Below are 14,575 nucleotides of genomic sequence, written 5' to 3' on the forward strand. Positions count from 1 at the left end.
CAATTATCCGCTGAAAAACACGCTCAACTACAGGCAGCGATAATTCACCTTTTACAGTCAAGGCCACTGGCATGTTGTACTCTGGTGAGCCTCCTTTGAGATGATCTATAAACCATAAACGCTGCTGCGAAAATGACGTTGGTAACGTCTGGCTTTCTCTTGGATAGGCTTGAACTGTTCTATCTAAGTTGCTCTGGGTTAACTGTAGTTCTAAGTGCTCGATAACAAGGTCTTTGTTAGCAACTACCATTGCTTTTATATCGTCGGGAAAACTCCCTTTGTTTAATTTATACGCTAACCGACCATCTTTTAAATAGAGGTGAACACCGCTCTTGACTGCATTAATTATTATATTTTCAGCTTTCATAATTATCTTAGAGGTAATCTACTCATTCCTTGCCCCTCCAAATCCACATGTAAGCAGATTTGGAGGGTTTTTATTGTTCTTGTTGTACGATTCAATACACGTTCTTATAAAAAGAACTCTTCTTCGTCTTCTTTGAGAGAAACTTCCCCTCTACTCAATTGAATAGACTCAATATAGGAAGCAATTGTCCGCACCGTGGCACTTTCAAAAAGCATAGAGAGCGGTAACTGCACTTTAAACTCTTGCTCAACGAAACTAGCAAATCTTGTTGCTAAGATTGAGTGGCCACCAGAGTCGAAGAAGCTCGCTTCAACACTAATTTTTTCTACTCCCAAAAGAGTTTCCCACTGCTTACAGAGACTGCTTTCAATTTCTGTGTCGGGGGCAACATAAACTACTGTTGAATTGACTTCTCCCACCTTGGGCAAGGCTTTCCGATCTATCTTTCCATTGCTATTGATTGGCATTTGCTCAAGTTTTTGAATAACGCTTGGAAGCATATAAGAAGGGATCATCTCGCGTAAGCGCTCTTTTAGCTCTTGCTCGGATATATCGGATGATTCATAAAAAGCAAGTAACTGAGTCCCTCCGAGCGTATCTTCGTGTGTCGTAACCGCAGCTAATTCGATGTTACACGCTAAAATGGCAGCTTCCACTTCATTTAAATCGATTCGGTAGCCTCTTATTTTAACCTGTGAGTCTTTCCTTCCGACAAACTGCAATACCCCATCAACGCTCGCTTTCACAAGGTCGCCACTGCGATATACTGGCCATTCCAGGCCTGCTTCAGCACATACACTTTGGCTTAGAAATGCTTCGTCATCTACCGAGTTAATATAACCTTTAGCCACCCCAAATCCGCTAATGTAAAGCTCGCCTACAACCCCTGCAGGTACAGCTCTCATTTCATTGTCTAATATCGATAGATTTACATTGAGTATGGGTGAGCCAATATGAGGGCTTGAGTTTGTTGTTATTTCTCCCCAACAAGTGTTGATGCTACATTCAGTTGGACCATACATATTAAAGGCTTTTCTTGCTATAGATTGCTGATACTTGGCTACTTTATTCCACATCACAGGATCAATTGCATCCCCTCCGATAAGCCAATTTACTTGAGGTATTTCAGCTAGCCTGAAGATTTCATTTATCATCACAGGAGTACTATCTACAATATCAGCCTTTAGTAACTGTAGCTCTGAACACAATATGCTAGGGTTATACCTAGCTTGTTCGGACACCATACAAAGTGAAATACCGTTTAATAAAGCAGATATACCCTTCATCGCCCCATCAAATGCACCTGATAGTGTCCAGCCCCAGCGACTCGCTCCGGTTGCTTCCAGAATGTCTGCCTTTAGTGCTGTACTATGGTTTACCAAATTTTGGTGACTTACAACGACTCCCTTAGGCCGACCAGTAGAGCCCGAAGTGAAAATCACATAAGCTGCACTTTTGGCATCAATAGTCGTTGGTTGTGGTTCTGAGGTATAGCTTGTAGCCTCCTCGATGCATAAATCCAAGTTAGCAAAAGGTGCGCTGACCTTTTTTGACAGCTCGTCATGATCACCTAGAACAACTGTCACATTAGCTTGGTCACATATGTAGCTCACTCGCTCTGTTGGGTAACTTGGATCAATGGGTACAAAGGCTGCACCACATTTCAAGACAGCTAGAACTGCAACGACATAGCTCTGTGAACGATTGACGACAATACCGACAAATTTGTTTTCTTTAACACCATGAGTTTGGCGTAAGTAATTTGCTAACTGATTCGCCGATTTATTAAGCTCAGCGAAAGACAGTGTATTTTGCGTTGTAACCACTGCATCCACATCAGGCGTCTGAACGGCAGTCGCTTCAAACAGGTTGTGCGCTAAGGGTATTTCTTTACAGCTCTTAGGCCACCCCGTTTTAGATGTTATTTTGGGAAGCTCACTACTAGGTAAGCAAGCTAGCTTCGTAACTTCTCCAGCATGACCAGATACTAGCGCCGAGCAAATACTTGCCATCGCAGATGCAAAAATATTTTGCACTCTTGAGGCGTACTCTCCCATCGCTTTAACTTCAACGGTGAACGACTTCTTATCATTGAAATCATCAACTGAGACAACCAAAGGGTAGTTCGTTGTTTCCTTCAGGGATAAGCTACGCAGACCTAAAGTACTTTGCACCGCACTCTCAGATTTTGACCGTCTATAATTAAATAGCGAACTAAACAAAGGAGTATCCGAAGTTAACCCACTCTGTTGCTGCGCTATAGCCAAAGGTACATGCTCAAATAAAACGAGTTCATTTAAGCATGCTTCCGTTTTTCGCAACAGCATTTCGGCACTCAGGTTCTTAAGTTCTAAGTGTACTGGGACAGTATTTATCATCGTCCCCATCACTTTATCAACCCCACTTACACCATCAAGCCTACCCGACATCACCGTCCCGAATATCACTCGACTACTAGCACTTGCAATAGAGATTGTTAGAGATAAAGCCATGTGGAATAGAATAGCGGGAGATACACGATATGCTCGAGATAATGCTCTGATTTCTGCACTCAATTTTTCAGATAAATCATGATTCAACTGAACAACATCGCTACCATCACCATGGACACTCGACAAGTTAAATGGATAACAACCTTGCGTTACATCATTTAAGTAATCTTTATAAAATGCCTTTGCCGCTTCTAAGTCACAGTGTTCCTTAATAAACGCTATTTGCTCTCTAAACTGATGCGCAGGCGCTTTTAATTCTTGCCCATTTAAAATTGCAGCAAGCTCTTGACCAATCATCTCTAAACCAGCGTGATCTACGATAAGGTGATGGCACTGAATAACTAAATAAGACTTTGTAGTCGTTGAATTTCTTGCCAAGGTTATATTTACTAAAGGTGCTTGGCTAATTGTCATCTTTGAGCGTAACGACGGTGCTATCACTTCTAAAACGTCGGTATCATCGTCATCGCAACTGAACTCCCATTCATCCACAACGAATTCAACTTCTTTACATACAACTTGCACAGGTTCAGCAACGCCTTGCCACTGAACTTGCGTTCTTAGTACATCATGCCTTAATAGAATGACCTCAAAGGCCTGCTGCAACGTTGATAAAGAAGTTGTTTGTGGTAATTCGATGACAGAATTTAGAATATAAGGATCCACGTCAGCGCCAAGCATATAGTGGAATAGAAACCCTTCTTGAACAGGGCTCAGTGGATAGATGTCCTGAATATTATCAATTCCTTTAGGAACTAGCTTCGCAATACTTTCGAGCTCACTGTTAGAAAGGTTTACAAGTGTCAAATGTTCGGGTTTAAGACTTTCTCCATCTTGCAACTCCTTGTTCTTAGGCGCTTGATACAGCCGCTTTTCACCTTCATTTACGCTCACTACATCCGCTAACTCTGCTAACGTATTTACGGAAAACAAGTGGCGAGCTTCTATAATGATGCCTTTACGCTTAGCTTTTGAGATCAGCTCCATACCTAAAACAGAATGCCCACCAAGAGAAAAGAAGTTATCTTTCCTTCCTACTTTTTCCAATCCCAAACATTCTGCAAAAAGCTCACACAATAGGGCTTCAATTTTATTTTTGGGAGCTTCATACTCAGCGAGTGCTTGGCTAAAGTCAGGTTCAGGTAAAGCTTTGCGGTCAAGCTTCCCATTTGCGGTCAACGGGAAGCTTGGCAACAACATAATTGCACTTGGCACCATATAATCAGGTAAGGTACCGAACAGATACTCGCGAATACGTGATGGCTTCCATTCTTCTGTCATTACAACGTATGCAACTAACTGAATGTTTTTTGACTTGTCTGGTACAGCTACGACATGCGCACCTTCAACTTTTGGATGAGCAAGCAACTGACTTTCAATATCACCTATCTCAACTCGGAATCCCCTAACCTTTAGTTGATTATCTAAGCGACCTACAAACTCAATGTTACCGTCTGGTAAATAACGTCCTAAATCACCTGTTCGATAGATTTTTTGTTGTAATTCAGGATGGTATAAGAAATGCTTTTCGGTGATTTCACTCGCATTGTAGTATTCACGAGCAACACCTTTTCCGCCGATAAACAACTCGCCCGTCACACCGGTAGGACAGTGTTGGAGCTGCGAATTAAGTATATAGAATGCTTGATTACCTAAAGGCTTACCGTATGGCACACTTCGACGATCGCTCAAATCCTCAGTAATGGGGTAATGAATCGACCAAATCGACCCCTCCGTTGCTCCTCCAAGACTAAAGAGTTTTGCATTCCTAAAGCGACGCCATATACGCTTAGGTAATGAGGTTGGGATCCAATCTCCACTCATCAACACGATACGTAAAGGCGCAATATCTTGTCGGTTATCAGCTTCGAGTAACTCAGTGATTAGTCCCATAGATAAGGGTACTGTATTCCAAACTGTTATTTCATGCTTTTCCAGCATGTCAAGCCAGTGATGAGGGTCTTTCGCCAATTCAGGAGCTGGAAAGACTAGCACTCCACCGACCGCTAACATACCAAAAATATCATATACAGACAGGTCGAAGCTCAATGCAGATACACATAAAACTTTATCCTTATGCGTAACCTCATATTTACTGTTGATATCAAGTAAAGTGTTAACTACAGCTTGATGTTCAATCGCTACCCCTTTAGGTACACCTGTTGAACCTGATGTGAAAATGACATAGGCCAACTGATTTATCTGTTGCGGAGCTCGATAATTTTCAAAGTATGCAATAACCTCTTTGGTAGAAATACCTGTGTTGTCGATGCGGCTCAAGTCGATATATTGATACTCTTCTGATGATAATAACTGCTGTTGACTATCAACTAAACAGACTTTTACCTGTGCCTGCACTAAAATATCGCGACACCTTTCAACCGGCCAGCTGGTTTCAAGAGGCAAATATGCCCCTCCTGCAATCAAAATAGCTAATGTGGCAATGACCTGCGCTCTACCTTTTTCAGCTCTTACAGCAACCAGCTCCTCGACAGTAATCTGCCCAGATAGCTTGCTCGCAACGAGCAAAGCATGTCTTAGCAAATCAAAATAGGTCATCTCCCCTTGAGAGTCTACGAGTGCTATGGCAGCTGGAGTTTTTAGTGCTTGCTGTATAAACAATTCATGCATACACAGGTCTTCAAGATAAGCAACAGAAGTCGCATTCCATTTATTTACAACTGTCTCGTACTCAGATGCTGTCAGCAAAGGCATTGTATCTAGTGAGGCGTTGGGGTTAGCTACCGCTTGAGTGATTAGCTGGTTAAAATGCCCTGCCATCACTTTAATCGTATCATCATTGAATAACGCTGTTGCATACTCCCATGTGAACTCTATCTGCTCACCAACTTCTCTCACATGCACTGTTAAATCAAACTTCGTCGTGGTTATTGGCTGTTCCACGTTACTCAATGCCAAATTAGGCAGCTTGAGTGCCTCCTGATCATTATTTTGCATCGCCAACATAACCTGAAATATAGGATGATATGCAGGGCTTCTTTCGATATTTAGAATTTCAACTAAGTTCTCAAAGGGAATAGCTTGGTGCTCAAAGGCTTCAAATATGGTGTTCCGGCTTACTTCTAGCGCCTTAACTAAACTTAATTTGGCAGGGTTGATAGTTCGTAAAACAAGAGTATTGACAAACAACCCAATTAGTCTTGCAAGCTCAGCATTATCCCTTCCCGCGACAGGGGTTCCTATAACAACATCATTTTCATTACTGTAGCGAGACATCAATGCAGCGAAAAGCGCATGAACTCCGGCAAAAAGTGATGCATTTTGCTCAACACAGAATGTTTTCAAAGCCTTACTTTGTGATGCGGGAAGTTGAATACTAAATGTCGTACCTTGGTTATCCGGTCTTTGTGGTCTCGGTTTATCAAGTGGCAAGCTATGCGCCATAGGTATGTCTGCAAGCTGCGTTTTCCAGTAGCTACCGAGTTGATCTAGTAACGTTCCGCGCAACTGTGCCTTCTGCCACACCGCAAAGTCTGAATATTGGATAGGCAATTCAGGTAAGCTTACATCACGATGTTCGAGCACTGCACTATAGCACTCTACAAATTCGTTTATTAAGATCCCTAACGACCAACCATCAGAGGCAATATGATGCATGTTCACCCCAACAACATATTTGTTATTGGAGAGCTTGATGAGATGACAACGGATCATAAGATCATTTTCTAAATCAAAACTTCTAGATGCCTCTAGGCTGAGCAGTTCAGTGAGCTTTTTATTTACCAGCTCCGCACTTAAATGCTCGATAGAGGTTTGCTTGATAGGGAAACTTTCAATATCGTGGACCTGCAAAGTAACTTGACCATCTAGTTCATGGTATGTTGTGCGTAGTACTTCATGTCGCTGTATAACTTCTACAAACGCCCGTTCAATAGCGTGTAAATCTATTTCACCCTCTAACTGAAAAGCACCTGGCATGTTATAGTGGGCGCTTCCGCCTTCAATATTATCAATCAACCAAAAGCGCTGTTGGGCGAAAGATACCGATGCCTCAGATGCTTTCTCGATAGCATCTTGAGTACTGTAACCGGGACTTGAATTTAAACTTGATAATCCTTCAAAAAAGGCAATGATTTCATTTTTATTTTGAATAATTTTTTGCTTTAGCTGTTCTGGAAACTCATCTACAGATAGTTCATATTTCAACTGTCCTGCTTCATCTAATGAGAGAAAAACCCCTGCCGACGCAGCATCATTAATTAATTCCTTCACCATTATCATACTCCTTAATAAGTGACTGGTGAGCACAAAAACTCAGGCCGGCTTGAAAGAGACTTGCTTACGTTACTCACTTTGTTGTAGGTCAGAATAAGCAATCGTCTATCCGTTGGCCCTAAGTTATTAGGGCTACCATGAATAGTTTGTGGATGGAAAACGATGACATCGCCTTTTTTACCTATTGCGGGAGCAACACCATTCATCTGAATTTGCTTGTCAACTTCTTCAATTGGCACTTGGAAAGTAAGCGCTGAAGCCACATCATTCGACCATGATTTATCAGGCTGAGCTTCAAGCGTTATATTTTGGCAGAGGTTCCCTTGCGTATGCGAGTTTGGAATAAACCACAAAGGACCAGAAATAAAGTCCACATCATCGAGAAATATGGCGATATTGACTAGTTCTTCTTTCTCTATATGGTCATTATTATGCCAAAACACAAAATCTTGATGCCATGGCCAGAATTCCCCAACCCCTTTTTTCTTAACATTTACTTTGGATTGATGCACATAGCAGTTGTCACCTAGGGTTTTCCGAACGATACCAAGTAATTTTTCCTGTTTTACTAATGTGGAGAAAAACTCATGGTACAAGTGAATACCATGAATGCCGCGTACCGTAACTCCATCTTGCTCATAGACAACCCCCCGTTTTTCAACACCAATATGATCTCGAAGGTGCATTTCTAAGGTCTCAATATCGTTTTGAGAAAACACGCCCTCTAACTTAACCACGCCTTCATGTAGATAATTTTCTAGTGATAGTTTAAGTTCTTTCATAGCACCCCCTCCTCCTTGATTGTTTGTCCAGCCTTTAGGCTCTCAACATTCTGCAAATAATTTAGCTCATCGAATAAGCGCGCTTGCTCCCTCAAAATAGGGGCTTCCATAATCGTTTTTACTGATAGTTTTATGCCGGTTTCTTGCTGGATCCCAGCAGAGAGTTGTGATGCAAGTAACGAGTGCCCACCTAAGTTAAAAAAGTTATCATTACGGCCTACTTTTTCAACATTGAGCAATGATTGCCACGCACCTTGAAGGCGGTACTCTGTCGGAGTTTCAGGTTCACTATAGTGACTTTCTAGTACCGAGAAATCAGCCTTAGGCAACGCATTTTTGTCTACTTTTCCGTTGATATTAAATGTAAATGAAGTGACTTCGATAAATAAGCTTGGACACATGTAGTAAGGTAGCTTGGAAAGCAAAAATTCATTTAGCTCAGTTTGTGAAGGTGTTCTTCCCTTTACAGTAAAGTAAGCAATTAGCTTGCTATCTCCGTTGAATTCATCACACTTTACGGATGCCATATCTACGTCTGGATGCAATGCTAAGGTAGTCTCCACTTCACTTAGTTCAACTCGGAAGCCTCTCAGTTTCACCTGTTGGTCGCTTCTACCTAAATACTCTAAGTTGCCATTTGACGTCCAACGAACCAAATCTCCCGTACGATAAAATCGCTCACCCAAATGAGGATAATGAGGTAGCTCAGTAAACTTTTCCTTCGTCAGCTCAGGCTCTCCGAGATACTGATCGGCCAAACATGCACCTGTGATATACAACTCCCCCATAGCGCCTACAGGTACTTGATAGCCAAACTCGTCAAGTACCAAGCAGCTCACATTCGCTATTGGCGACCCAATATTAGGTATATCAGCCCAAGTCTCTGGTACTTTTGAGAGATTTAATGCAGTCACAACGTGTGTCTCTGTAGGACCATAATGATTAACAAGTTGTATTCGATTATTGCGTGAAAAGAACTTTCTGATCGCTGGAGTTATTTTTAGTTGCTCAGCCGTAGATATCACACAATTCAGTTGCGCTGGATTGACGTGACTTTCTACCCAATAACTCAATAAAATGTGCAGCATTGAGTGTGGCAAATTTAAAACGCTGACATCATGATCCACAATCGTTTTACTAAGATAGTCCAGGTCACTCATACACTCTCGACGAGTTAATACCAACTTACCATGGTTACTAAGTGCCATAAAAATATCAGTAAAGCTCATATCAAAACCGATTGATGCGTATTGCAACCAAGTAGGCTGTTTCGTTAAAAGAGGTTGAGCAACCCCAATGGTCACAATCAAATTCAACAGCGCTTTATGTGACATCTGTACCGCTTTTGGCTTACCTGTAGAGCCTGAGGTGTGTAAAACATAGCAGGGCGACTCTAGTAGCCCCACTTCGAGCACCGGATTAGTAACTGGGTAATTACTCAAAATTAGCGATGACAGTTGCCTTTTATTATTGTGCTCACTGATGCACGCCTGAGAGCAGTCTCCATATATCAACAAGCTATTTGGGTAATTTTGTAATATCTGATCAATACGCTCTAAAGGTAATGCTTCGTCGATTGGAATATAGCCTGCACCCGCTTTCAATATGGCCATCAACGTTATGATTTGATCTATGCCCCTCGGAACTAAAAATGCCACTAAATCACCAGGTTTAACATTCTCAGTCTCAATTAAGTAATGGGCTAATTTATTCGCTTGCGCGTTTAAACTGCCATAGCTAATTGTCTCTTCTTTATCAACTAACGCGATACTCTCTGGGTAATCTCTAGCCGTGCTCTCAAATGCTTCTTGCACAGAGGCACCAGCAAGAGGAACCGCTTCTTTCGTCTGTAATTTCTCTAGCTGTATTTGTTGCTTCTTATTAACTATCGAGAAATCTGAACAATTTATTTCGGGATTATTTAAAAAGGTATCAATGAGCAGTATGAAGCTGTCATGCAAACTCTTAATCGTTTCTTCTTTAAAAAGTGCTGTTGCATACATCCAACTAATATTGAGCTCATCATTAAGCTCCGTGATGTGAAGCTCTATATCAAATCGCACAGTATGGGCATCAAAGTTTTTCAGCTCCATTTTTGTGTCAGCGAACTCAAGCATCATCTCAGGCGTGTTTTGCATCACAAATAGCACCTGAAATAGATTTGAACCGCCTACCAAGCGCTCTCCCGCCCTCTCAGAAATAAGCACATCGATTGGCACTTCTTGATGCGAAAAGTCATTCAATAGATTAGTTTTATTCTGTCGAAGAATATCAATTAAGCTTTGTTTAGCATCAATTTGTACTCTTGTTGGTAAGGTATTAACAAAAAAGCCTATTAATGACTCCAGCTGAGGATTCAGCCTATTTGCAATGGGTGCACCTATAGTGTTGTCGTATTGACCACTCACTTTAGCGATTAGCACACCAAGCAGGCCATGTAACAGCATGAACAAGGTTGTCTCTTCTCGTGCAGCAAGTTTTTTCAGTTTAGCCAGCCTCAGGGAATCAAGCTTAAACTGCTGTGTCCTACCGCTATAATCCAACTGACGTGGGCGTGGAAAATCATATGGAAGTTGATTTACTTTTGGCGCACCCTCTAGCCTTTCAAGCCAATATTCAATCCCTTCATTTTGCATTTCCATCCATTCAGGGGAACGCTGCCAAAATGCATAATCTGCATACTGAATATCTAATGGAGCCAAACTCTCATCTGATTTCTCAACCGCATGAAGATACAATTGACATAGCTCTTTACTACAAACACCACCGGAAAATCCATCTGTTGCGATGTGGTGTATAACAAACAACACTAAATATCTTTCTTTCGTTCTAAATAATTTAACTCTGATAGGAGCATCACGTTCCAAATCAAAATAGATATTTATACTTGTTCTGATCTGCGCTTCTATTTCTTCATCGTTTTTATGAACCACGGAAACAAGCTCGCAGATTTTTGTCATGTCGATACTTTCCATTGGCATCACAAACTGAAACGGCATTCCTAAATTTTCGCCATAACAAGTCCGCAATATTTCATGCCGCTCTATCAACTTGCGCACAGCAAGTTGAAAGCAGGAAAAATCAATCTCACCACTAATATCGAATAAGAAGTGACTGTTGTAATACTCGTTGCCTGACGCAAACTTTTGCGCTAAGTACAAGCTTTGCTGTGAAAATGACAGTGGTATTTCACAAGCTTTATCGACCTTTTGAATCGTGTGGCGTTTCTTATTATCTTTATAAAGCTTATTTAAAAACGACTTCAACGCTTCTTTATTACTTATCAGTGTCGTCTTCAGGCTATCAGGAATTCCCGTTTTTGGTAATTCACAAACCAGCTTGTCACCTTTGATATTTAATTTAACGTGATGAGCCCGAAGCTCTTGTAAAAGTGCCTCAACATTCATAGTTCAAGCACCTCAACAGGTTCAGTCGTATCGGCCTCACTATTTTCTTGCTCAAGTAACCACATCCGAGTTTCAATTAATTCGGAAAGTGCAGAAATAGTTGGTAATTGCAATAATTCCTGAAGTGGTATCTCAAATTCAAACTGCTTGCGCATTTTGGTTACTAAGGCAGCCGCCATTAAGCTATGCCCACCCATTTCAAAGAAATTATCTTCTATTCCAACTGGGCTATACCCCAAAACTTCTTGCCATTGCTGCGCTAGTAGTGATTCAAGCTCCGTTCTTGGTTCAACATAATCAGGCGCAAAACTTGGACGGCTATGATTGGAAGCCAATGCAAGGTCATCACTACTACCATCAATTTGAGACTCTATATTTGCAAACTTTAACTCTAAGCCTTCACCTTTGACATCCATACTACTACCAAGAATAGTCGCAAGCTGCTCTGTAACACCTTGTTGCATCGCCTTGATAGCTGCCAATTGTGCGTCTGACAACGTCGTATGTTGTTCAACCGCTTTTAACTCCCAACGTAATGCCCCCTCTACAAGCGGTTTTGTGGTGCTGGGCATATCAGAATCTTTCGTTAAAATTAAATCAGGTTTAAATAACTGCTTACCTGTTGCTGCAGGTTCAATCCAATATCTTTTTGGCTCAAATGCATAGGTAGGAAGACGAACTCTGTGGCGCTTTTGCGTAGAATAATACTCTTCAAAAGGTAGTGTGATCCCCGCTGCCCATATTTCAGCACGCGTAAATGCGATACTTTCCAGTGTCAACTCTTGCTCTGCAGGTTTAGGTAATGTACTTGCAACATGAGCTTGGTTATTGCTCAACGTCTTTATAAATGATCGTAAGGTAGTCCCTGGGCCAACTTCAACGTACACACGGCTAGTATCCTCAGACCATAATGTCTCTAAGCCATCATTAAATTTCACAGTTTGACGCAGGTGTTTAGCCCAATATTCTGGGCTGCAAACTTCTTCCTCAGCCCAATCACCCGATACATTTGAGATAAACGGGATAGTTGGTTTATTCATCGGTATTGTGCTTGCAAACTCTATGAATGGCTGAAGTGCAGCAGCCATCATCCCGCTGTGAAACGCATGAGATGTATGTAGCAGAGAAGCTTCAATTCCTGCTGCATTTAGTTCAGCTAATAAAGCGTCAACTGCTTCAGGCTGCCCTCCCAAAACCTGTGAATGTTCGCTATTTTGAACGCAATGCCAAACTCCCTCTCTTACCCAGTTAGACACTTCACTTGCAGCGATTGGAATCGACAACATTTTGCCATGTGGCATACCCGCCATGAGCTCACCACGCTTTGCAACGAGTCTTATTGCATTTTCCAGAGTAAATACACCGGACAAACACGCTGCAACATACTCACCGATACTGTGACCAATCATGCTTTGTGGTTTTACATCCCAACTTATTAGCAGTTTAGCTAGTGCATAACTAACACTAAATAAACTTAATTGAGCATTCTGAGTTTGTTTAAGTTGTGTACTGGCAGCAGTTGAATTCTCACAAAACAAAAGTTCTTTTAAGGACAAAGAGCAATGCGTGTGTATTAATTCAAAGCACTGATCTAAATGCTTTTTGAACTCAGCTTCATTTTCATATAAAGCTTTCGCCATACCGACATACTGACTACCTTGACCGGGGAACATAAAACAAATATCTCGCTCTGTTTTGTTCTGGGCACTATGGATCGTGAATCGCTTGTCGTCTCCTGTCAGCTTATTCTTTAATTCATCTATTGAACTGACAACAGTGACAAACTTGTGTTTAAAATTTCTCCTACCGACTTGTAACGTGTAAGCAACGTCAGCAATATTTAGCTCTGGGCAGCACTTCAAGTGCTCAAGCAGGTTTTCTTTCGTTTTTACTAATGAGGATGCTGTTTTTGCAGACAACACGATTAGATGAAGTCCACTAGCTGAATCAGACTTAGGTAACTCAGGCGCTTCTTCTACGATTAAATGTGCATTCGTTCCACCAATGCCAAATGAACTAATACCAGCTCTTAACTTGTCACCTGCACTTGGTTCCCACGGGATCGTTTTATCAACAACGAAAAATGGGCTATTAGCAAAATCAATTTTTGGATTAGGTTGTTCAAAGTTTAGACTTGCAGGTATCTTGTGATGCTCCATCCCCTTCAACGTCTTTATCATACTGGCAACTCCCCCCGCTGATACGAGGTGCCCAATATTTGTTTTCACAGAACCAATGCCACAGAATTGCTTTTTATCCGTATAGCGTTGAAATGCTCTAGTCAAACCAGATACTTCTATCGGATCCCCCAAGTTAGTACCTGTTCCATGTGCTTCTATATAGCTAATCGTCGCAGGATCTATCTCTGCGCTTTCAAGAGCTTCTGTAATACACCTCGATTGCCCTTCTGGGCTTGGCGCGGTATAACTTGCTTTGTCCCCGCCATCGTTATTAATTGCACTGCTCTTTAGTACACCAAGGATCTGATCGCCATCTTCTAGTGCATCTTCCATGCGTTTCAAAGCAACAAGCGCAATACCATTCCCAGCAACTGTACCGGCAGCCCTCGCATCGAAGGCTCTACAGTGACCATCAAAGGACCCTATGCCGCCCTCTTGGTAAAATAAAGCATCTTCTCTTGAGTTTGATATTGTAACTCCTCCAGCTACCGCAATGTCACATTGATATGCAAGCAACGCTTCCCTCGCATAGTGAACAGCAACAGCTGAAGACGAACATAAAGTATTAATATTGATACTAGGTCCAGATAAGCCAAGCTTGTAGCTTGCTCTTGTCGAGACAAAGTCTTGTCCCGTTGAGAGAGAGACTTTAAAGGTCCCAACGTCCCTTACATAGTCTTGGTGTGATAATAAGTTTCTCGACAGATAGGAACTAGCACCGGCTCCACTATAAACACCAATGATGTTGTCGCCTTCTTCAGCACCATAACCCGCTCTTTCTAACAGCTCCCAAATTACCTCAAGGAAGATCCGATGCTGTGGGTCTAACAATTCAGCTTCTCTAGGCGAGAAACCAAAGAATTCAGCATCAAAATTCTCAACGCCTTCAAGTACCCCCTCAGCACCAACAAAGTTCGGGTTTTCTAAAAGTGCAGGATCAACCCCTAAGTTCAATAGCTCTTCTTGACTAAAAAACCTGACTGACTCGACACCATTTTCAAGGTTATGCCAAAACTCTTCGACACTGTTTGCACCGGGGAAGCGACCAGCCATTGAAATAACGGCAATGTCATCCTGATAATATTCTTTTAATTCTTCTGTTGATTTCATT

General features: G+C 41.7%; 4 protein-coding genes and 1 pseudogene. All 5 read right to left on the bottom strand.

All coding sequences use genetic code 11. The annotated features are described in order from the left end of the window. Positions 1-367, bottom strand: a pseudogene (locus tag ABMY45_RS22160) (hypothetical protein); the annotation flags it as partial. A 104-nt stretch (positions 368-471) separates the two neighbouring features. Then, on the bottom strand, positions 472-7,095 hold the full coding sequence (locus ABMY45_RS22165; RefSeq protein WP_239422174.1) for a non-ribosomal peptide synthetase: 6,624 nt from the start codon (positions 7,093-7,095) through the stop codon (positions 472-474). Positions 7,096-7,106: 11 nt separating this feature from the next. Then, positions 7,107-7,877, bottom strand: coding sequence for a phytanoyl-CoA dioxygenase family protein (locus ABMY45_RS22170; protein WP_010604336.1), 771 nt, complete (start codon positions 7,875-7,877; stop codon positions 7,107-7,109). Continuing rightward, positions 7,874-11,284, bottom strand: coding sequence for a non-ribosomal peptide synthetase (locus ABMY45_RS22175; protein WP_211867495.1), 3,411 nt, complete (start codon positions 11,282-11,284; stop codon positions 7,874-7,876). Before ABMY45_RS22175 ends, ABMY45_RS22170 begins: the two co-directional genes overlap by 4 nt. Further along, a complete protein-coding gene (locus tag ABMY45_RS22180) occupies positions 11,281-14,574 on the bottom strand; it encodes a type I polyketide synthase (RefSeq protein WP_206472328.1) in 3,294 nt (1,097 codons plus the stop codon). Before ABMY45_RS22180 ends, ABMY45_RS22175 begins: the two co-directional genes overlap by 4 nt. Position 14,575 lies beyond the last annotated feature (1 nt).

Source organism: Pseudoalteromonas sp. XMcav11-Q (assembly GCF_040104525.1).
Lineage (GTDB): Bacteria > Pseudomonadota > Gammaproteobacteria > Enterobacterales > Alteromonadaceae > Pseudoalteromonas.

Coding starts and splice junctions, on each gene's coding strand:
- ABMY45_RS22165 (WP_239422174.1), bottom strand. CDS start 7,095: ATGGTGAAGGAATTAATTAATGATGCTGCGTCGGCAGGGGTTTTTCTC.
- ABMY45_RS22170 (WP_010604336.1), bottom strand. CDS start 7,877: ATGAAAGAACTTAAACTATCACTAGAAAATTATCTACATGAAGGCGTG.
- ABMY45_RS22175 (WP_211867495.1), bottom strand. CDS start 11,284: ATGAATGTTGAGGCACTTTTACAAGAGCTTCGGGCTCATCACGTTAAA.
- ABMY45_RS22180 (WP_206472328.1), bottom strand. CDS start 14,574: ATGAAATCAACAGAAGAATTAAAAGAATATTATCAGGATGACATTGCC.